Below are 19,224 nucleotides of genomic sequence, written 5' to 3' on the forward strand. Positions count from 1 at the left end.
TTTTCCTGCCGATGTCGCAATCGGTGACGATCCAGGTGAGTGCCAATCTGGGTGACATCGTCGTTGGCGACGAGAAGATCGCCGATGCGCAGCCGATGACCGACCGCACGCTCTATGTGATCGGCAAGGGCGCCGGCACCACCACCGTCAATCTGTTCTCCACGGACAAGCGCTCGCTCGGCGCCCTGCAAATCGAGGTCGGCGTCGACGTCAGCGACATGGCGCAGGCAATCCGCCAGGTGGCGCCGAAGTCACGCATCGAAATCGGCTCGGTCAACGGCAAGGTCAGGCTCGGCGGCCATGTCAAGGACGGCGCCACGCTGGCAGCCATCCTGGAGGTCGCGCAGCAATACGGCCCCAACGCGATCATCAACTCGGTGATCGTAGACGACAGCCAGCAGGTCAATCTCGAAGTGCGCGTGCTGGAAGCCAAGCGCAATGCCGGCCGCGATCTCGGCGTGTCGATCCAGAGCAGAAACAGCAGCGGTACGACCCGGGTTGGAACTGGCGTCGCCACCGTCGACAAGGACGGAGCAGTGCTTGGCGCAGGCGATCTCGTCAGCGGCCTCCTGTCTAACAGCAATCCGTTTGCGGCGCTTATCACACGGGTCATCGACAGTAATATCAAAGTCGATTTGATCATCGAGGCGCTTGAGTCGAAGGGGGTGGTACGGACATTGGCCGAACCGAACCTCACCACCCTCTCCGGAGAACCAGCTAATTTCAACGCGGGCGGCGAAGTGCCCGTGCGTCGCATTGTCGATGATGAGGTCGTCATCGAATACAAACAGTTTGGCGTCAATCTTACGTTCACGCCCGTCGTGCTCGCCGACGACAAAATTCACATCAAGCTTGCCCCAGAAGTCAGCGACCTGACCGGCTTCACCACCGCCGGCGATCCGATCTTCACCAATCGCAAACTGGCAACAGTGGTGGAGTTGCGCGACGGACAGAGCTTCGCGGTCGGCGGACTCCTATCCAGCAAGAGCGTCAAGAACCAGAACCAAGTCCCATGGCTCGGCCAGGTGCCCATCGTTGGTGCTCTATTCCGCAATTCGAGCAGCCAGAAAGAAGAAACCGAACTGGTTATCATCGTCACGCCGCATATCGTGCGACCAGTGAAGCCCGGCGAGCAGCTGGCCACGCCGTTCGACAAGACGCGGCCCGCCAACGATCCGGAATTCTTCGTGCTCGGCCAGCTTGAAGTAACCAAGGACATGGTCCGCAAGTATGAACTGGGCGAAGGCGTCACCGGCCCCTATGGCCACATGCTCGACTTCAAATCGAAGGACAAGATGCTCTATGTCAAAAAATAGCGCCTTGATCCTCGTGCTGTGCACCGGCCTGCTGACAGGCTGCGCCGCGGATTATTTGAACCACTACGATACAGTGACCCTGGCCGCCGGCGACACTCAGAAGTTCAATTCGATGCTGCAGACGGTCGACCCGCTCAATCCGAACTCAAGGAATACGAAGATCGAAAGCGACGGCGCGCGCGCCGCCGGTGTTGCACAGAGCTACAGATTTCCGCCACCACCGCCACCGCCGCCAGCGATCACGGTCAATGTCGGCGGGTCTGGTGTGACGCAGTGAACTGAACGGAAGGATGCGGAGGGCGCCGGGCGTGCGAGGGGCCCTAGCGCGAAGTAAAAGAAAGTAAGGTCATGTTGGGGACCATTCGAGCCTTCTGGAACGATCAACGCGGCGTCGCGATGATCCTGGTGGCTATCATGCTGCCCCTGCTTATCGGCTTCGCTCTGCTGGCAATCGATATGAGCCGGGCCAACGGACTGCATAACGATCTGCAGAAGGGTGTCGATGCGCTAGCGCTTGCGACGGCTGCCGAGTTGGACGGCAGATCGGATTCGATCACAAGAGCCAATCTGGCGAAGACGACCCTTCTCACCAACAAAACCAAGTTTTCAACGGCGGGTGATCACACGCTTGCTGTGTCTGATGTCACTGTCACATATCTGACCGGAATACCCGCCGACGACAGCACCAGGTTGAACGCCGCCGGTGTCGACGCCAATGGCGTGAACTGGGCAAGCACTGACCCCAAAGCCGTGACATTCTCTCTGGTGACGGTGAACGCTTCCGGCCTGGCGGATGGTGCCGGTGCTTTCGCGACAATCTTTCCGGCAAGCTTTATCGGCAGCAACGACACATTTGATATCCAACCCCAGGCTGTAGCCGGGTTTGTCCAGTCCATTTGCGAAACGGTGCCGATCTTCATGTGCAATCCGTTCGAGACGACCGATCCGTTGACCAGCAAGACGATCCAGCAGGCTTTTGCCGCCGGGCTCACCTATAGTCGCGAATATCGTATTCTCAAGGTCGACTCGAATCCTGGTCCAGGCAATTTCGGACTGATCGACAACAATCTGGCTTCACTGCGAGACGCCCTGGCAATGGGCACAGCAGGCACTTGCTATCAACGCGATGAGCTCACCACGAAAACCGGCGTCACCCTGGGCCAGGTCAACGCTGGGCTCAACGTCCGCTTCGACATCTACAGTTCCTCGCTTAAGTCGCATGACAAGGACTGGGCATATCGGCCGGCAACCAATGTGCGCAAGGGAGTGGACAAGACCGCCAACTGCAACAAATACACGCCCAACACAGACGGAACAGCGATGGCGCTGCCGCCAGGCGACAGCTTCGATTCCGCCACCGGCATGACGAACTCGACTTGGGATCGCACCAATTATTGGCTGATCAATCACGGCGCGGCATACCCCAACGTCCCGAGCACCACCAACCCGACCGGCGCCACTGTGCCGGCTTCCAGATATGACGTCTATAAGTACGAGATCGCGAATGGGCTCGTCGGGGACCAGTCCCTTGCGCCGACAAAGGAAACCGGCGTCCCAGCCTGCTTCAAAGGCGCGACGCCGACCCTGGATCCTGATCGCCGGCTGCTCAACATGGCGATCGTGGACTGCATTGCCAATCAAGCCAAGATCAATGGCCATACCCAGCTCAAGCCTGATGGCTATGCCAGCGTCTTCATAAACAGCCCGATCCAGAAGCAGGATAACAGCAAGGACGATGAGGACACCACGGCCGGGGAGAAGCCTATCAGCCTGGAGATCGTCGACGTCGATGGAGGATTTGCCAACAACACGCTTGTCGACAAAGCGTTCCGCAACGAAGCCCAGTTATATCGGTAAGATTGACATGACCAGGTTCGGCAAAATCATCCGGCGGTTCCGAGGCGACGAAAGTGGCGCCGCTTTGGTGGAAGTCGCGATTACCGCACCACTCGTATTGCTGTTATCGGCCGGTGTGTTCGAGTTCTCCAACATGCTGAACACGCGCCTGCTTCTCGAAGCCGGCGTTGAGGATGCGGGCCGCTACATGGCCCGATGCAGCAGCGATTGGGAAACTTGCAAGGGGCGCGCTCAAAACCTTGCTGCCTATGGGACGATCACTAGCGGCAGCGCCAGGGTGACTGGATGGCTTCCAGCCACAGTTTCGATCACCAAGGCTTTGTCCACGCCAGCGGTCGATGTGGCCACGGGCACGCAGCTTTATCTTAGCAGCACGACCAATGTCGATGTCGTGGACGTCAGCACGTCCTATTCTTATCCGGACGTTGGATTCTGGTCGTATATTGGGTTTGGGGCTCTGACCCTTAGCGTATCGCACCAGGAACGAGTCATTGGATGGTGACGGAGCGCACCAAGTTTTGGACCAACCAGTCCGGAGCGACTATGGTCGAAATGGCCATAGTGATGCCGCTGCTGTTGACGCTTCTGCTTGGCTTCGTCGATTTCGGCTACGCGTTTTACCAATGGAATGCAGGGAATAAAGCGGTGCAGGCCGGCGCAAGGCTGGCGCAGATTTCTACACCTGTCGCCAGCGGGCTTCTGGCCGAGACGATAACGCAGAGCGATGTAACCAAAATCGGCACTGCGGTACCCGCAAACACTTACAACTATATCTGCACCGCCAACACCGCTGGAAGCGTCTCTTGCGTTTGCGGCACAGGCGCTACATGTCAGAATCTCAATGTCAGCCAGGCCGCCTTTGATTTCATTTTCAGCGGCAACAGCAGCCGGGCCGGAATGCAGACATTCCTGCCGCTGCTGGCCAAGTCCGAAGTCAGAATTCAATACCAGGCGTCTGGCCTAGGCTACTGGACGCGGCCCAGCGGGCCGGTGCCGACCATCACTGTCAGCATCACCAACCATCCCTTCCAGTTCTTCTTCCTGGGCGGACTGCTCGGATTCGGAAACATCACCATGCCCTCCATGCTGAGCACGGTCACGGGCGAAGATTTGAAGAGCACCTTCCCATGAATGCCATCAACACCAAGGTTACGCCGACCAAGCGCAAGCAGGTGGCGCTGTTTTCGTCGGATCCGAATTTCAAGCGCGATGTGGCGACGCGGCTCGATGCGCTGGCGATCTATGACGTCAGGGTCTCCGAGACGAGCGACTTCCTCAAGGGGCCGCCGGCCGATACGCGCCCGGGCATCGTCATCCTCGATCTCGGCAATGGCGAGCTGCTCGGCAGGCCCGGCATCGTCGAGGCGCGCGCGCTGTGGGCCAGCGTGCCGCTGATCGCGGTTTCCGACGAGCTGAGCTCGGAGCAGACGCGCGTTTTGGTGCGCATGAACGCCTCGGACTGGCTGCACAAGCCGCTCGACGGCAAGGAGCTGCTCAATGCGGTGACTTTCCACGACACCGGCAACCAGGGAACGAAGAGCCGGATCATCACCTTCATCAGCGCCAGCGGCGGCGCCGGCGCCACGACGCTGGCGCTGTCGGCGGCCGAGTTCCTGGCTTCGAAATCGGCCGAGCGCGCGGCGTCCACCTGTCTCGTCGACCTGGATTTCCAGAGCGCCAATTGCGGCGCCTATCTCAATTTGTTCAACCAGTTCGACCTTGCCGGCATCATCGGCCAGCCGGAGCGGCTCGATGTCGAGCTGATGGACGTCATCAAGCTGTCGCGCCCGTCCGGCCTCACCCTCTACGCATTCGAGCGGCCGCAACTGCCATTCGAGCCGCATGGCAGCGATTTCGTCTTCCGGCTGCTCGACCTCGTCGCCTACCGCTTCGACGACATCGTCATCGACCTGCCCAATCTGGAAACGCCCTGGCACAATTCCGTGCTGTCGACGAGCGACGAGATCTTCATCGTCTTCGAACTCAATGTCGCGTCGCTGCGGCAAGGCAAGCGGCTCTACAAGAAAATCCGCGAGCTGCGCGGCAATGCGGTCAGCATCACGCTGGTCGCCAACAAGCACAAGCGCAAATGGTTCGGGAACCATTTTTCGCGCAGCGAGCTCGAAAAGATATTCAAGGCGCCGCACATCAAGTCGGTCGCGCTCGACAATGCGCTCCTGACCGATGCGCTGAACAGGGCCATCCCGCCTTCCGAAGTGGATGGGCGGGCGCGCTTCAACAAGGATCTGAAGCGGATGTTCAAAGAGCGGCTCGATGACGCTGCCCGATAGAAATCGGATCGCCCCAATGCTCGCCGGCGCCTGCGTGCTCGGCGTGGCGCTGGCGCTGTCCGTCCACGACTTCGCCGAAGCGCGATCAGCACTTTCGGAGCGGCCGCCGCTGCCGGCGATGGGGCCTAGCCTGCGCAAGGCCGTTGCCTTCGCAACCGCCGAGCAGCCGGGCACGATCGTCATCCGCAAGGACGAGAAGGCGCTTTACCTGGTGACCCGCCAGGGCCAGGCGCTGCGCTACCAGATCAGCGTCGGGCGCGACGGGTTCGGCTGGACCGGCATCGTCAAGGTCGGGGCGAAGACCGAATGGCCGGAGTGGCGCCCGCCGCAGGAAATGCGCGCCCGCCAGCCGGAGCTGCCGAAAATGGTGCCCGCCGGCCCCTACAATCCGCTTGGCGCAAGGGCGCTCTACCTGTCGCGGGACGGGCGCGACACGCTCTACCGCATACACGGCACCAACGACCCGTCGGGTGTCGGCTTCGACGGGACATCGGGCTGTTTTCGACTCACCAACACGGATGTGATCGATCTTTTCAAACGCGTCGCGGTTGGCGCAAAGGTGGTGGTCCAATGACGATGATCAGCGAACCGGACATGCCGGCGATCGATATCGGAAACCAGGAACAGCGCGAACCGGTTGCCACCGAGAAATTCAGCAAGGCAAAGACGATCGGCGTCATCGTCGCCGGTGGCGCGCTTCTGATCACCGGCATCAACATGGCGGCCGCGGTCTATCTCTATCGGGGCATGAGCGACCTGCGTTTCGTCGAGGCGCGGCTGGAGCAGCTCGGCGCGTTCGAGCAGCGGATCGCGGCCCGGCTCGACACGGTCAACAACGGTTTTCAGAGCCGGTTCGAGAAACTGGACAGCCAGTTGCAAGGCAGCTTCAACGAGATCGATGCCGGCATTGCCCGGCTGGGGCAGACTATGCCGGTTGCTGGCGGCGAGGCCATGCCGGGTGCGGAAGAACCGTCCGAATTCGCCACCAGCACGCTGGCGCAAGCACCCGAAGCGCTCGACGGCGAGAGCGAACCCGGCGTCATCGAAGCGCCCGCACCCAGGAGGAGAATCGCGTCGGCCTCGCCCCCTGCCCCAAGCTCCAACTACCAGCGCATCCAGCAGCCCGACGGCAAGGTCTATTACCGCCGGATCAACTAGACGCCATTGCTCTAGAGATCGCGCTGCAGCGCCAGGATGCGGATGGCCCGGACGGACCGCTCCCGCGCCTCAGTGAGGAAGGCGATGTGGCAGTAGGCACAGGCCACTATACCCAAAAGCAGCACCAGGCTGTTCTTCAAGGTGAAATCGACGGCCAGCGAATACGGAAGACCCTTGGGCGAGGTGAATTCGGCAATCGTGCTTGCAGTTTCCGAATGGCTGCCGACGGCGATCATCAGGCCAGCGAAAATCAAGGCGACATGGTTGGCGAGGAACGAGGATGCCGACCTTTTGGCGTGGCACGCTATCCAGCAGACGATCGCTGCGGCGGCAAGGATGACGGCGTCGATAGCCATGGAGCCGCCCAGCCAGACATCGACCTGCTGCCAAAGCACCGTCGACAGAGGGCGCAGTTCAAGCCATAGCCACCATGCGGTGGGGCTGGCCGGATAGGTGCCCAGCAACAAGGTCGCCATGCGCTCCCCTGCCAGGACCGCCAGAATGAGAAACGGAAAGGCGAAAAGCAGAAGCGGCTGGCGTTTCATGTTCCCTCGACAATCTGCAAGCCAGGATAGGCCGTATAGATTGCTCAAGGCTTAACGGCCTACTTCCGGCCCTCTCCCGATTGCGAGCGTTCGAGGACGGCAAAGAAGATCACGGTGAGCAGAAGGACGATCAGCAGCAGCACGAACGCGGCTGCCGCGCCTTCATTGAGCGAAAGGCCGAGAAAGGCACGGCGATAGGCAAAGAAGCTCAGCACTTCGGTCGCGTTGCCCGGCCCGCCCTTGGTCAGGACATAGGGCAGATCGTAGGTCCGGAACTCGTTGATCAGCTGGATGATGATGGTGATCGCCGCGACCGGCCGAAGCATCGGCAGGGTGATGTAGAAGAATTGCTGCCAGCCGCGCGCGCCATCCACTTCAGCCGCCTCATAGGGATCTCGCGGCAAAGCGGCGAGCCCCGCGGCGAGGATCAGCACGACGAAGGACATTTGCTGCCAGATGTCGATCGCCGCCATCGTCCAGAGCGCCATGCCTGGCGTGCCTAGCCAGTCGAGGCGCGGCAGGCCGAACGTTTCCATGAGATGATTGGCGATGCCGAGATTGGGCTGGAGCAGCATGCGCCAGATCAGGGCGACGCTGATCGGCGACATCGCCATGGGAATGGTCAGAACCGCGAAATAGATCGGCTTCATCCGGACCGTCCGGTTGAGCATCAGGGCAATGCCGAGCCCGATCACGAATTCGCCGACCACCGTCACCGCCGAATAGCGCACGGTGAGCCAGAGCGCGTTCCAGAACAGCTCATCGCCGATCATCGAGGCGAAATTCTTGAACCCGACAAGCGGCAGAAGCTGCGGCTTGATCAAGGTCATCGAGGAGATCGAGAGGATGCAGGCATAGGCCAGGGGAAAGCCCATCACGATCGCCAGCAGCAGGAGGCCGGGCAAGGCAAAGGCCCAGCCGGTCCGCCATTCGCGGCCACGGGCAGCCAATCCTTTTTTGATCGCATTGAACATCGTAACCGAGCCTTGGTCGGGGTGTGGCGTTGCTGATCTCGTCAAGATCCGGGGTCTGGACAAGATCCGGCGCGGCTGACACCGCCGCGCCGGATCTCCTGGCCGAGCCGGACCGCTATTTATCGAGGAGCCCCTGCAAGCCGTCGGAAGCCGCCTTCAGTGCTGCCTCCGAAGTCGCCTGGCCGCCAGCCGCCAGCGACAGCTGGGTACCGAGCAGATCCTCGTATTGCGCCGAATAGGTGAAGATCGGGAACGACTTGCCGGTCGCCACCACATCCTCGGCGGTCTTGTAGAAGGGATATTTCGCCAGCACCGCCGCATCGGCATAGACATCGCTGCGCACCGGCGCGTGGCCCTCGAGCGCGCGCTTCACCGAAACATCCTTGCTCTGCACCCACTGGATGAAGGTCCATGCGGCTTCCTGCTCTTCCGGCGACGTGTTCTTGGGAATGCCCCAGCCCCAACCGCCGCTTTCGCCATGGCCACCCGGCATCACCGACAGGCCGACCTTGCCGGCGACCGTCGGACACTTCACGGCATCGTCCATCTGCGGCAGCATCCACCAATAGGTGACCATGCTGAAGGCGGAACCGCTGCACATCAGGCGCATGGTGTCGTCGAGCGTCGCCGACACGGCACCCTGCTGGGCGCCGTGCTGGATGTTGTCGACATAGAGATCGAGCGCCTTCTTGGCCTCTGCCGTGTCGAGGCTCGCCTTGCCGTCGGCATTGAGATAGCTGCCGCCGGCGGAGAACAGGTAGTTGGAGAATTCCATGCTGTTGGGATCGCCGCGCTGGCCCTGCATCGCGGCTCCGGCGACGCCTGCATTGGCCTTCATGAATTTGGAAATCGCCACATAGTCTTCGAGCGTCGTCGGCAAAGCGAGTTCCTTGCCGGTTGCCGTCTTGTAGGCGGCCTTGAGCTTCTCGTCGCCGATCAGGTCCGTGCGGTAGAGGAGGCCCATCGAGTAGTTGTACATGGGCACCAGGAACAGCTGGTCCTTGGTCCGGCCGAGCAGGTCAAGCGTCGAAGGAATGAAGGGGCTCAGATCGTATTTGGATTTCTCGACGAAGGGTTTCAGATCGGCCAACCAGCCGGCCGCCGGAAATTCACCGGCCCACAGGAAGTCGACCTCGAGCACATTGTAGTAGCTCTGCGACGCGGTCAGCTGGGACACCAGCTTGTCGTGCATGTCGGGATAGCCGATCTTCTCGAACTCGACCTTGATGCCGGTCTGCTTCTCGAATTCGGGCAACAGCGCTTCAATGATCTTGGTTTCCGGCACGTCCTCCATCAAGGCGTGCAAGGTGATGGGCTCAGCCGCCCTGGCCGGAAGCGATGCGCCGACAACAGCTGCCCCGCTCACGGCCGTCATCAGCATTTTGATCAAGGTCTGCTTGTTCCAAGTCATAACTCTCTACTCCTCTTTCCCTCTGGACGCGGCGGTGATCCCGTCACGATTTCATAACCGGCAAGCGAGCCATGTCGGCTCTCGGAGCGGCCGGCCTATTTCACGCTGCCGAACGTCAAGCCCTGGACGATGAAACGCTGGATGAAGCGGGAAGCCACGACCAGCGGCAGGATGGCAAGGACGACGCCGGCAGAGACCTTGGCGATCTGGACGCCGTTCGAGGTCTGCAACGCGGCGAGCGCAACCGGTATGGTCGCCGTCTTCGGCCCGCTCAAAACCAGGGCAAACAAAAACTCATTCCACGCCAGGATGAAGCCGAGGACGCCGGCGGCCGCGATACCGGGCATCGACACCGGCAGCACAATGCGCCAGAAGGCGCCCCAGGCGGTCGCGCCGTCGGTCATCGCCGCCCACTCCAGATCGACTGGAATGCCTTCGAAGAAGCCCATCAGGATCCAGGTCAGGAAAGGCAGGTTGAGCGCGGCATAGACGATGATCAGCCCGGTCAGCGAATTGCTGAGCTCCAGGCTTCGGAACAGCGTGAAGGTCGGCAGCACCAGCGCCACGGGCGGCAGCATTTGCGTCGCCAGAACGGCAAAACGCGCCCAACGGCCGCCCGTGCGGAAGCGGGCGAAGGCATAACCGGTGGTGGCGGCAAAAGGCAATGCGAGCAGAACCGAGCCGAGCGCGACGATCAGGCTGTTGAGGTAGGACTGACCGAAGCGGCTCGACAGGAGCGCCGAATAATTGTCCGTCGTAAAGGCCGGCATCAGCTCGTTGCTGTAGGATAGCTGCTCGGGCACGAAGCTCGTCCGCAGCACCCAGAGCGGCGGCAGCAGCACGATGGCGCAAACGACAATCAGCCCGAAATGCAGGCCGAAGCGGCGGCGAAAGGCAGGCCGTTCGTTTCTGTCCATGCTGGTCATTGAGCGGCCCTCATGAGGCTCGGCCGCGCGATGACCAGTTCGGTTTCGGGATCAAAGAGGTGCATCGGCAGCGGGTCGATATAGAGTTCGACGATCGAGCCGACGGGCGCCGTGAAATAACGGCTCAGGCGGGCGGCGATCTCCAACGGCTTGTCGCCCCCGGCGGGGTGGGCATCGTCCGTGCCGGTGGCCTGACCGGCAATCTGGCCGATCAGGACGTTCTCGGCGCCGAGAGCCTCGACGGCCACGACCCGTACGGCAATCTTCTGCCAGTCCGGCTTGTCTGGGCTTTCATGGAAATCCTCAGCCCGCACGCCCAGAATGACGCGGCGCCCGACACGCTCGCCATAAGCGTTGCGGTGGCGGGCGGGGACGGCAAGCACGGCGCCACTATCGGTCAGGACGGAGAGCCCTTCGCCAGGTGCGGCCTGAAGCGTGGCCGGAATGAGGTTCATCGGCGGCGTCGCCAGGAAGCGCGCGACGAAGGTGTTGACCGGGTCGGCATAGACTTCAAGCGGCCGGCCGGCCTGGACCAGGCGACCATCGCGCATGATGCATATGCGATCGCCCATGGTCATGGCCTCGACCTGGTCGTGCGTGACATGGACGATGGTGCGGCCGAGGCGTCGGTGCAGCTTGACGAGTTCGAGCCGCATCTCGGCACGCAGCTGCGCATCGAGGTTGGACAGCGGTTCGTCAAGCAGGAAGGCCTCCGGTTCGCGAACGATCGCCCGGCCGAGCGCGACACGCTGACGCTGGCCGCCCGAAAGCGCTGCCGGCTTGCGGCCGAGAAGATTCTGCAAACCGAGCAGGTTCGCGGCGTCGGCAATCTTGGCATCGATCACTGCTGCGGCGGTGCCGCGCATCTTCAGCCCGAAAGCCATGTTCTGCCGCACCGACATATGCGGATAGAGCGCGTAGCTCTGGAAAACCACCGCGACGTTGCGGTCGCGCGGCGCGACATTGGCGAGGCTCTTGCCACCGATGCGAAGATCGCCGGAGGAGATACTCTCCAGGCCGGCAATCATCCGCAGCGTCGTCGACTTGCCGCATCCCGACGGGCCGAGAAAGATCACGAATTCGCCATCGGGAATGGTGAGATCGACCTCATGCACCCCGTAATTGCCATTGCCGTAGAGCTTGGAAACGCGATCGAGCTCGATAGACGCCATAGACTTTCCTCATGAACCCGTCTGACCCGGCTGAACGCCGAAGGCCGAAGTCGAGCGAACGGTCATCTTAGAGAACAAAATGTAACATTGAAAGCCTGCCTTCTGATCATATGTGTTCACTTTTTTGGTTGGCGCGTGCCAGCATCAGGATCCGGTTACAGCCGCCAAAAGCCGTCAGGTCATGTAGACGCCGCCGGTCACGTTGACGCCCTGGCCAGTCATGAAGCGGGCTTGATCCGAGCAGAGGAACACGACGACGTCGGCGACATCCTCCGGCAACTCGAGCCGGCCGAGCGGCGTCTGCGCGATATAGTCGGCGACCACCCGTTCGGGCGTGACCTGCCGCAGATGCGCCTCCCATTCGACTTCGCGCGATTGCATGCCGGTCTTGACGAACCCCGGGCAGACGGCATTGACGCGGATTCCCTTGGGCGCGAGCTCGCGGGCAAAGGCCTGCGTCCAGCCGAGCACGGCGAACTTGGATGCCGAATAATGCGCCAGGAGCGGCGCACCGACCTTCGCGGCAAGCGAGGCGGTGTTGACGATGCAGCCCGTGCCTTGCTTGACAAAATGCCGTCCAGCGATCTGATTTGCGAGGAATACCCCGCGCGCATTGACCGAGAAGTTGAAGTCCCACTCCTCGTCGGTCAGATCGAGCGCGTGCTGCATGGTGGACACGCCGGCATTGGCAATCAGGATATCGCAGCCGCCTAGCGCTTCCAGCACAGTGGCAAAGGCCGCCTCGACGGAATCGCGACGGCGAACATCGACCGTGACGGCGGCGGCACCGCCGCCAATCTCCTCGGCCGCCTTGCGCGCCGCGTCGGGATTCAGATCGCCGATCGCCACGGCGACACCCTGCCGCGTCAGGGCGGTCGCGATCGCGCGACCGATCCCCGCGCCGCCACCCGTCACAAAGGCACGCTTGCCCGCGAGTTCGGCAAGCACTGGAGGAATGACGGAGGCAGCCGGCATGATCGTAATCTCTCTGCTTGGTGGCGGAATGCGTTCTGTTGATATGGAGATGCATACCAATAAATTCGAACACTGCAAACATATTTTTGTTTGAAAATGTTTGATCATACGGTAGAGTTGAAGTTGCAGACCGCTTCGTCAGCGGCTTACCCACCGGATACATCGATGGCCGACGACACCGCCTCTCCTCTATCGTCCACGCATGGCGCACCGCGCGATGCCGACCGTCAGCGCCTTCTTGCGCACGATCGGCAGGCACGCATCCTGGCTTTGCTGCGCCGGACGGGGTCGCTCACCGTCGCTACGGCCGCGGCCGAACTTGCCGTTTCCGACATGACGATCCGCCGCGATCTCGTCGAACTGGAACGCGAGGGTAGGCTGGTGCGAATCCATGGCGGCGCGATCGAGGCGGACAACCCGCCGCTGGTCGCCATGGACAGTGAGGAGCCGAGTTTCGATTCGCGCTTGCGCCAGCGCCGTGACCCGAAGGCCGCGATTGCCGCCGCCGCGGCCGCCTTGGTTTCGGGATACCGCACGATCGCATTGGATGTCGGCACCACCACCTATCTGATGGCCGAGCACCTCAAGGACCTTCCGCACGCCAAGGTGTTCACCAACAGCCTCAGGATCGCGGCGGCGCTGAACGGCGGTGTGCCCGAAGTCTATGTTGCCGGCGGCCGCGTACGAGCCGACGAGATGTCGACCGGCGGACCCGCGGCCATCGCCCAGTTCGAGGCGCTGTGGTTCGATGTCGCCGTGATCGGCGTCTCCGGCATCACGGCGGACGGCCTCTTCGACTATTCCTTCGATGATACCGATATGAAGCGCGCCTATCTCAGACGCTCAGGCACCAAGATCGTGCTCTGCGATTCCGCCAAATTCCTGCGCATGTCGCTGGTGCGGATAGCGCCACTGTCGGACGTCGACATCCTCATCACCGATGCCGAGCCGCCGGCCAAGATCGCCGCGGCGCTCGCCGCGGCCAAGGTCGACCTGCGCATCGCGCCGCCGCTGACGCGCGACTGAGGCGCAACATTTTCACTTTATCCCCAAGGAGACGACTCGATGGTATTTGAATTTTTCGGCGACAAGAAGAAGGCTGTCATCTCGATGGCACATATCGGTGCCCTGCCGGGAACGCCCCTCTATGATGCCGATGGCGGCCTCGACAAGCTGATCGATGGCGTGCTCTCCGACATCCGCAAGCTGCAGAGCGGCGGCGTCGATGCCATCATGTTCGGCAACGAGAACGACCGCCCCTATGTCTTCAAGGCGCCGCCCGAAGGCATTGCCGCCATGACCGCGATCGTCCAGGCGGTGAAACCCGAGCTGAAGGTGCCGTTTGGCGTCAATTATCTCTGGGACCCGACTGCCAGCGTCGCGATCGGGGCGGCCACCGGAGCCCGTTTCGTGCGCGAGATCTTCACCGGCCTGTTTGCTTCCGACATGGGCCTGTGGGAGCCCGATTGCGCCGCCGCCTCGCGCCTGCGGCACAATCTTGGCCGCGACGACATGAAGCTTCTCTTCAACATCAATGCAGAGTTCGCACACTCGCTCGACCAGCGTCCTATTGAATTGCGCGCCAAGAGCGCGGTGTTCTCGTCGATGGCCGACGCCATCCTCGTTTCCGGTCCGATCACTGGCCAGCCGGCCGACCAGTCCCACCTGCGCAGCGTCTGCGAGACGATCAAGGACGTGCCGGTCTTCGCCAACACCGGCGTGAACATCGACAATGTCCGCGATGTCCTTTCGCTGGCGAGCGGCGTCGTGATCGGGACCCATTTCAAGATCGATGGCAATACCTGGAACGCCGTCGACGGCGATCGGGTCAAGCGCTTCATGGACGTTGTCGCCACTTTGCGCTGAGGACGGCTTCCACGGCGATGCCGGCCATCGCGCCGGCTCGCGGTGATCATATCGATCGTTGCGGGCCGGCGTCCGGAATGATCGACTGGTATCGAGCAGCGGGACACGACGAGGCAGACAGGTTCGCCCGCCTGCCCTTCCCGGCATTTCAATGGATTCGACATGGCGTTCGTTCTCGGTCTCGATATCGGCACCACCTCGACGATCGGCATTCTGATCCGGCTTCCCGATCAGGTGCTGGGCCTCGCCTCGCGCCCCGTCACGCTGCATTCCGAGCATGCGGGCTGGGCCGAGGAAGATCCCGCGCAATGGTGGACCAATGTCCGCGACATCGTGCAGGAGTTGCTGAGGACCAGCGGCATCAAGGCCGAAGAGATCGTGGCGATCGGCACCACCGGCATGCTGCCGGCGGTCGTTCTTCTGGACGACCGGGGCGAGGTGCTGCGACCGAGCATCCAGCAGAGCGACGGCCGCTGTGGCGCCGAAGTTGCCGAACTGCGGACCGAATGCGATGAGGCGGCTTTCATCGCCAAGGCCGGCAACGGCATCAACCAACAGCTGGTCACCGCAAAGCTGCGCTGGATAGAGCGTCACGAGCCGGAGGTGTTCAGCCGCATCGCCACCGTTTTCGGCTCCTATGACTATATCAACTGGCGCCTCACCGGCGAACGTGCGGTCGAGCAGAACTGGGCGCTGGAGGCCGGCTTCGTCGATGTTTCGACGCACCGGATCGACGACGATCTGGTGGCGCTCGCTCACATACCGCGCTCGGCCGTGCCACGAAAGATCGCCTCGCATGAGATCCTCGGTTCCGTCTCGGCGAAGGCCGCGGATGAGACCGGCCTGATGGCGGGAACACCTGTCGTCGGTGGTGCGGCCGACATGATCGCCTCCGCGCTCGGCGCCGGAGTTGCCAAAGCAGGCGATGTCCTCCTGAAATTCGGCGGCTCGGTCGATATCCTGATCGCCACCGATCAGATCAAGCCAGATCCCCGCATGTATCTTGATTACCACCTGGTGCCGGGCCTGTTCATGCCCAATGGCTGCATGTCGACCGGCGGCTCGGGCCTCAACTGGTTCGTACGCAATTTCGCCGGCGGCGAGATGGCCGCGGCACAGGCCGAGGGTATTTCGGTACACCAGCGGCTCGATGCGCTGGCGGTAGAGCGTCCCGCCGGTGCCGATGGCCTCATCATCCTGCCCTATTTCCTCGGCGAGAAGACGCCGATCCATGATCCAGCGGCCCGTGGCGTGATCTATGGGCTGACGCTGTCGCACGATATCGGCCATGTCTGGCGCGCTTTGCTCGAGGCCTATGCCTTTGCCATCGCGCATCATGTCGAGGTGCTCAACGACATGGGCCACCGGACCGAGCGCTATCTCGCCTCCGACGGCGGCTCAAGCAGCAAGGTCTGGATGCAGATTGTCGCGGATGTCCTGCAAAAGCCGGTCCAGCGCCTGACCGGGCACCCCGGCTCTTGCATCGGCGCTGCCTGGACGGCAGCGATCGGCGTCGGCCTGACCGACGACTGGTCGGGCGTTTCCGGTTTCGTCAGCTTCGCCGACCGGCTCGATCCCGACCTGCGCAAGGCTGACATCTACCGCGACGGCTATCGCCGCTATCGCGATCTTTATGCGCGCCTGTCGGCTCATGGCGCGACCAGAGCGGGATCGTCATCGTGATGTATCGCGCCGTCGCCTGGGACATCGACGGAACGCTGATCGACAGCGAGCCGTTGCATCATCAATCCCTCCTCGCCGGCTGCCGCAACTGGAACGTCGATCTTGACGACCTGCCCGACCAAGCCTTTCGCGGCATCCATATGGGCGACGTCTGGACAATGCTGCGTCCGCGTCTCCCGGTCGGGCTCAACCAGGTGGATTGGCTCGCCGCTATCAATGCCCACTACGTCGCGAACCGGGCGAACGCCGTCCCGATCCCCGAGGCGGTCGAGACGATTCGGACCCTGGCTGACCGCGGCGTCCCGCAGGTCTGCGTCTCGAATTCCGGCCGGCAAGTCGTCAATGCCAATCTCGATGCGCTCGGCGTGCTCGACCATATGAGTCTCACAATCAGCCTCGACGACGTGTCGGCCGGCAAGCCCGACCCCACGCCCTATCGCGAGGCCTGCCGGCAGCTCGCCGTAGCTCCAGGGTCGGTGGTGGCCGTGGAAGACAGCCGCACCGGCACTAAGGCAGCACGAGCCGCCGGTCTGTTCGTGGTCGGCTATCTCCCCAGCGGCGGCCTGCTCGGCTACGTCGATCTCAGCACCAACCGCCTGTCGTCGATCCTGAACCTGTTTCCCGGCTGAGGGTTTGCGCGTCGTTCCAAGTGTGCGCTTGACCATGCATGCAGGTTTGTAGCGTGATGGCAGCTGATCGATTCACATCGATCCGGTAGGAATCCTCTTGCGCCTCGGCGTCGTGAAACCGCGAACGACACCACACCCAGGATTGGACGCTTGATGAACGACCTCCCCCAAACACTTGCAGCGGACTCGCTCGGGCCAACCGTGACGATTGGAGAAATCCTGGTAGAGATCGTCGCGAGGCAGACGGGCACCGGCTTCCGGGAACCTATCGACCTCATTGGTCCCTTTCCGAGCGGCGCGCCCGCCATCTTCATCGATCAATGCGCACGTATGGGCGGAGCGGCCGCAATGGTGGGCGTGGTCGGCGACGACGATTTCGGCGTCGTCAACATGGAGCGCCTGAAGCGGGACGGCGTAGACACTTCAGCCATCGCTGTTTCCCCGGATTATCCGACGGGCAGCGCCTTTGTTCGCTACCGCACGGACGGAAGCCGCGATTTCGTCTACAACATCGCCAAATCCGCCGCCGCCCGACTGGAATGGAGCCCGCAGGTCGAGGCGCTGATCGCGCGTTGCGGGCATATCCATGTCATGGGAACGGTGTTCGCAAGTCCCGCAGCCTGGGCGATCACCGAACGCGCGATCCCGCTGATCAAGGCACGCGGCGGCACGATGTCGCTCGATCCGAACCTGCGCAAGGAATTGCTGGCGCACGGCCAGACCGAGGAGAAATTCGCCGGTCTGGTGGACGAAGCGGACCTGCTGCTGCCGTCGGGCAATGAATTGTTCCTAGCCGCCGGCACGGACGGGGAGGAACGCGCGATCGAGGCGCTGTTCAGACGAGGGGTCAAGGAGATCGCCGTGAAGCGCGGCGAACATGGCGCGTCAGCCCGTCAAAGCACCGGAGCCCGCGCCGATTGCCCCGGCCTGATCGTCGAGGAAACGGACCCCACCGGCGCCGGCGACTGTTTCGGCGGAGCCTATGTCGCATGCCGGCGGTTGGGCATGCCGCTGCGGACTTCGCTCGAATTCGCCAACGCGGCGGGGGCGCGCAACGTCACACGCCTCGGCCCCATGGAGGGAGCCGGCACACGCGCCGAACTGGAAGATTTCATGGCAAGAACGGCGAGAAGAAGCTGATGCGTGTGGGGATCGAAGATGTGCCGGCCCTGCACAGGGAAGGCAAGAAAATCGGAGTGACCTCTGTGTGTTCGGCGCACCCGCTGGTGCTGAAAGCCGCACTGCGCCACGGGCGGGAAACCGGCACCACCGTCCTGATCGAGGCGACGTGTAATCAGGTCAATCATCTGGGTGGTTATACGGGCATGACGCCGGCCGATTTCGCGGCGATGGTGGAAGCGCTCGCGGCAGCCGAGCAGTGCCCGCAAGAGCTGATCGTGCTTGGCGGGGATCATCTCGGCCCCAATCCCTGGAGAGACCGGCCCGCCGAGGAGGCGATGGCGCAGGCCGGGACGATGATCGATGCCTATGTCCGCGCCGGCTTCCGCAAGATCCACCTCGATGCCTCGATGGGCTGCGCGGGTGAACCGGCGGCGCTAGACGACCACACGGTGGCCGGGCGCGCGGCCAGGCTGGCAGGCGTCGCGGAGCAGGCGGCAGCGCAGAGCAGCGGGGCAAGCCCGGTTTACATCATCGGCACGGAAGTGCCGCCGCCCGGCGGCGCCAATCACACATTGGATGCGATCACCCCGACCAGTCCGGAGGCGGCTCGCCAGACACATGCCATTCACGCCCAGGCATTCCAAACCGCCGGGCTTGAAAGCGCATTTTCCCGCGTCATCGGGCTTGTCGTGCAGCCGGGCGTGGAGTTCGGCAACCAGAATGTGATTTTCTACGATCGGACCAAGGCCAGCGACCTGGCGGCAACTCTGAGCACATTGCCGTCGCTCATTTTCGAAGCTCATTCGACGGACTATCAGGGCGAGAGGCCGCTGCGTGAACTCGTCGAGGACGGCTTCGCCGTCCTCAAGGTCGGACCCGAGCTGACCTTCAAGCTGCGCGAGGCGCTGTACGCGCTCGACCTGATCGCTTCCGACCTGGTGCCTGGCTATGGCGAGCGGCCGCTTTACCACGCAATGGAAGAGCTGATGCAAGGCGCCCCCAAGAATTGGGCAAGCCACTATCATGGAAGCGATGCCGACAAGCGGACGCTGCGCCACTACTCCTATTCCGATCGCATCCGATATTATTGGGCGATCCCGCAAGCCCGTGCCGCCTGCAACCGTCTCTTCGATACCTTGAACGGCCGCAAGGTGCCGGTGACGCTGTTTCTCCAGCACCTGCCTTCTGCAGTCACATGGGCTGACCGCGCCTGCGACGTCGAGGAGATCGCGATCGGTCACGTCCGGCGGAGCATCGAGGCCTACGCCGGGGCATGCGGCACCTGAACCCTTCGTCCGG

20 protein-coding genes are annotated in these 19,224 nt (G+C 62.4%); 14 read left to right on the forward strand and 6 right to left on the reverse strand.

The annotated features are described in order from the left end of the window. The 8 genes from EOB49_RS19310 to EOB49_RS19345 form a co-directional block, all read left to right on the forward strand. Positions 1-1,316, forward strand: a 1,316-nt coding sequence (locus EOB49_RS19310) for a type II and III secretion system protein family protein (protein ID WP_164781737.1), incomplete at its 5' end; no start/stop codon positions are given. Beyond that, entirely contained in the window at positions 1,303-1,593 is a 291-nt protein-coding gene (locus EOB49_RS19315; protein ID WP_127381912.1) for a hypothetical protein, read from the forward strand. The genes EOB49_RS19310 and EOB49_RS19315, both read left to right, overlap by 14 nt. Before the next feature lie 71 nt (positions 1,594-1,664). After that, a complete protein-coding gene (locus EOB49_RS19320; protein ID WP_127381913.1) occupies positions 1,665-3,173 on the forward strand; it encodes a pilus assembly protein TadG-related protein in 1,509 nt (502 codons plus the stop codon). Positions 3,174-3,180: 7 nt separating this feature from the next. Beyond that, the gene (locus EOB49_RS19325) at positions 3,181-3,675 is read left to right on the forward strand and encodes a TadE/TadG family type IV pilus assembly protein (RefSeq protein WP_164781738.1); all 495 of its coding nucleotides are present in this window, start codon (positions 3,181-3,183) and stop codon (positions 3,673-3,675) included. Continuing rightward, the gene (locus EOB49_RS19330; RefSeq protein ID WP_127381915.1) at positions 3,669-4,304 is read left to right on the forward strand and encodes a TadE/TadG family type IV pilus assembly protein; all 636 of its coding nucleotides are present in this window, start codon (positions 3,669-3,671) and stop codon (positions 4,302-4,304) included. The genes EOB49_RS19325 and EOB49_RS19330 overlap by 7 nt, the downstream gene beginning before the upstream one ends. Further along, positions 4,301-5,464 (forward strand): AAA family ATPase, encoded by a 1,164-nt coding sequence (locus tag EOB49_RS19335; protein ID WP_024502270.1) that lies wholly within the window; start codon positions 4,301-4,303, stop codon positions 5,462-5,464. Before EOB49_RS19330 ends, EOB49_RS19335 begins: the two co-directional genes overlap by 4 nt. After that, positions 5,448-6,038, forward strand: a complete 591-nt coding sequence (locus tag EOB49_RS19340; RefSeq protein WP_127381916.1) for a L,D-transpeptidase — start codon at positions 5,448-5,450, stop codon at positions 6,036-6,038. Before EOB49_RS19335 ends, EOB49_RS19340 begins: the two co-directional genes overlap by 17 nt. Continuing rightward, positions 6,035-6,622 (forward strand): hypothetical protein, encoded by a 588-nt coding sequence (locus tag EOB49_RS19345; protein ID WP_127381917.1) that lies wholly within the window; start codon positions 6,035-6,037, stop codon positions 6,620-6,622. Before EOB49_RS19340 ends, EOB49_RS19345 begins: the two co-directional genes overlap by 4 nt. A gap of 11 nt (positions 6,623-6,633) precedes the next feature. Here the strand turns inward: EOB49_RS19345 and EOB49_RS19350 are convergent, their stop codons facing one another. The 6 genes from EOB49_RS19350 to EOB49_RS19375 all read right to left on the reverse strand — a co-directional run bounded on the left by EOB49_RS19350 (position 6,634) and on the right by EOB49_RS19375 (position 12,625). Then, positions 6,634-7,167 carry a hypothetical protein gene (locus tag EOB49_RS19350; RefSeq protein WP_127381918.1) on the reverse strand — a complete coding sequence of 178 codons (534 nt, stop codon included), beginning with the start codon at positions 7,165-7,167 and terminating at the stop codon, positions 6,634-6,636. 59 nt (positions 7,168-7,226) lie between these two features. Further along, positions 7,227-8,141 carry a sugar ABC transporter permease gene (locus EOB49_RS19355; RefSeq protein WP_127381919.1) on the reverse strand — a complete coding sequence of 305 codons (915 nt, stop codon included), beginning with the start codon at positions 8,139-8,141 and terminating at the stop codon, positions 7,227-7,229. A gap of 115 nt (positions 8,142-8,256) precedes the next feature. Next, entirely contained in the window at positions 8,257-9,552 is a 1,296-nt protein-coding gene (locus EOB49_RS19360; protein ID WP_127381920.1) for an extracellular solute-binding protein, read from the reverse strand. Positions 9,553-9,647: 95 nt separating this feature from the next. Next, positions 9,648-10,478: a carbohydrate ABC transporter permease gene (locus EOB49_RS19365; RefSeq protein ID WP_013530271.1), complete on the reverse strand. Its 831-nt coding sequence runs from the start codon at positions 10,476-10,478 to the stop codon at positions 9,648-9,650. Continuing rightward, positions 10,475-11,650: an ABC transporter ATP-binding protein gene (locus tag EOB49_RS19370; protein WP_127381921.1), complete on the reverse strand. Its 1,176-nt coding sequence runs from the start codon at positions 11,648-11,650 to the stop codon at positions 10,475-10,477. The genes EOB49_RS19365 and EOB49_RS19370 overlap by 4 nt, the downstream gene beginning before the upstream one ends. Before the next feature lie 174 nt (positions 11,651-11,824). Then, the gene (locus tag EOB49_RS19375) at positions 11,825-12,625 is read right to left on the reverse strand and encodes an SDR family NAD(P)-dependent oxidoreductase (protein WP_127381922.1); all 801 of its coding nucleotides are present in this window, start codon (positions 12,623-12,625) and stop codon (positions 11,825-11,827) included. A gap of 165 nt (positions 12,626-12,790) precedes the next feature. Here EOB49_RS19375 and EOB49_RS19380 point away from each other — a divergent pair, with 165 nt between their 5' ends. From EOB49_RS19380 to EOB49_RS19405, 6 genes are all read left to right on the forward strand, one after another. After that, positions 12,791-13,651, forward strand: a complete 861-nt coding sequence (locus tag EOB49_RS19380) for a DeoR/GlpR family DNA-binding transcription regulator (RefSeq protein ID WP_127318828.1) — start codon at positions 12,791-12,793, stop codon at positions 13,649-13,651. A 39-nt stretch (positions 13,652-13,690) separates the two neighbouring features. Continuing rightward, entirely contained in the window at positions 13,691-14,491 is an 801-nt protein-coding gene (locus EOB49_RS19385) for a BtpA/SgcQ family protein (protein WP_023809131.1), read from the forward strand. Between the two features lie 162 nt (positions 14,492-14,653). Continuing rightward, positions 14,654-16,174 carry an FGGY-family carbohydrate kinase gene (locus EOB49_RS19390; RefSeq protein WP_127381923.1) on the forward strand — a complete coding sequence of 507 codons (1,521 nt, stop codon included), beginning with the start codon at positions 14,654-14,656 and terminating at the stop codon, positions 16,172-16,174. Next, positions 16,174-16,803, forward strand: a complete 630-nt coding sequence (locus EOB49_RS19395; protein ID WP_127381924.1) for an HAD family phosphatase — start codon at positions 16,174-16,176, stop codon at positions 16,801-16,803. The genes EOB49_RS19390 and EOB49_RS19395 overlap by 1 nt, the downstream gene beginning before the upstream one ends. Positions 16,804-16,956: 153 nt before the next feature. Then, positions 16,957-17,943 carry a sugar kinase gene (locus tag EOB49_RS19400; protein WP_127318822.1) on the forward strand — a complete coding sequence of 329 codons (987 nt, stop codon included), beginning with the start codon at positions 16,957-16,959 and terminating at the stop codon, positions 17,941-17,943. Then, positions 17,943-19,211, forward strand: a complete 1,269-nt coding sequence (locus tag EOB49_RS19405) for a D-tagatose-bisphosphate aldolase, class II, non-catalytic subunit (protein ID WP_127381925.1) — start codon at positions 17,943-17,945, stop codon at positions 19,209-19,211. Before EOB49_RS19400 ends, EOB49_RS19405 begins: the two co-directional genes overlap by 1 nt. Positions 19,212-19,224: the final 13 nt, after the last annotated feature.

Origin of the sequence: Mesorhizobium sp. M7A.F.Ca.MR.148.00.0.0, from assembly GCF_003997735.1 — a bacterium.
Lineage (GTDB): Bacteria > Pseudomonadota > Alphaproteobacteria > Rhizobiales > Rhizobiaceae > Mesorhizobium.

What these genes read in the sequence shown, in the direction of transcription:
- EOB49_RS19400 (WP_127318822.1), top strand. Translation starts at nt 16,957, where the DNA reads ATGAACGACCTCCCCCAAACACTTGCAGCGGACTCGCTCGGGCCAACC.
- EOB49_RS19330 (WP_127381915.1), top strand. Translation starts at nt 3,669, where the DNA reads ATGGTGACGGAGCGCACCAAGTTTTGGACCAACCAGTCCGGAGCGACT.
- EOB49_RS19360 (WP_127381920.1), bottom strand. Translation starts at nt 9,552, where the DNA reads ATGACTTGGAACAAGCAGACCTTGATCAAAATGCTGATGACGGCCGTG.
- EOB49_RS19385 (WP_023809131.1), top strand. Translation starts at nt 13,691, where the DNA reads ATGGTATTTGAATTTTTCGGCGACAAGAAGAAGGCTGTCATCTCGATG.
- EOB49_RS19390 (WP_127381923.1), top strand. Translation starts at nt 14,654, where the DNA reads ATGGCGTTCGTTCTCGGTCTCGATATCGGCACCACCTCGACGATCGGC.
- EOB49_RS19340 (WP_127381916.1), top strand. Translation starts at nt 5,448, where the DNA reads ATGACGCTGCCCGATAGAAATCGGATCGCCCCAATGCTCGCCGGCGCC.
- EOB49_RS19350 (WP_127381918.1), bottom strand. Translation starts at nt 7,167, where the DNA reads ATGAAACGCCAGCCGCTTCTGCTTTTCGCCTTTCCGTTTCTCATTCTG.
- EOB49_RS19405 (WP_127381925.1), top strand. Translation starts at nt 17,943, where the DNA reads ATGCGTGTGGGGATCGAAGATGTGCCGGCCCTGCACAGGGAAGGCAAG.
- EOB49_RS19380 (WP_127318828.1), top strand. Translation starts at nt 12,791, where the DNA reads ATGGCCGACGACACCGCCTCTCCTCTATCGTCCACGCATGGCGCACCG.
- EOB49_RS19345 (WP_127381917.1), top strand. Translation starts at nt 6,035, where the DNA reads ATGACGATGATCAGCGAACCGGACATGCCGGCGATCGATATCGGAAAC.
- EOB49_RS19370 (WP_127381921.1), bottom strand. Translation starts at nt 11,650, where the DNA reads ATGGCGTCTATCGAGCTCGATCGCGTTTCCAAGCTCTACGGCAATGGC.
- EOB49_RS19365 (WP_013530271.1), bottom strand. Translation starts at nt 10,478, where the DNA reads ATGACCAGCATGGACAGAAACGAACGGCCTGCCTTTCGCCGCCGCTTC.
- EOB49_RS19355 (WP_127381919.1), bottom strand. Translation starts at nt 8,141, where the DNA reads ATGTTCAATGCGATCAAAAAAGGATTGGCTGCCCGTGGCCGCGAATGG.
- EOB49_RS19320 (WP_127381913.1), top strand. Translation starts at nt 1,665, where the DNA reads ATGTTGGGGACCATTCGAGCCTTCTGGAACGATCAACGCGGCGTCGCG.
- EOB49_RS19315 (WP_127381912.1), top strand. Translation starts at nt 1,303, where the DNA reads ATGTCAAAAAATAGCGCCTTGATCCTCGTGCTGTGCACCGGCCTGCTG.
- EOB49_RS19375 (WP_127381922.1), bottom strand. Translation starts at nt 12,625, where the DNA reads ATGCCGGCTGCCTCCGTCATTCCTCCAGTGCTTGCCGAACTCGCGGGC.
- EOB49_RS19335 (WP_024502270.1), top strand. Translation starts at nt 4,301, where the DNA reads ATGAATGCCATCAACACCAAGGTTACGCCGACCAAGCGCAAGCAGGTG.
- EOB49_RS19325 (WP_164781738.1), top strand. Translation starts at nt 3,181, where the DNA reads ATGACCAGGTTCGGCAAAATCATCCGGCGGTTCCGAGGCGACGAAAGT.
- EOB49_RS19395 (WP_127381924.1), top strand. Translation starts at nt 16,174, where the DNA reads ATGTATCGCGCCGTCGCCTGGGACATCGACGGAACGCTGATCGACAGC.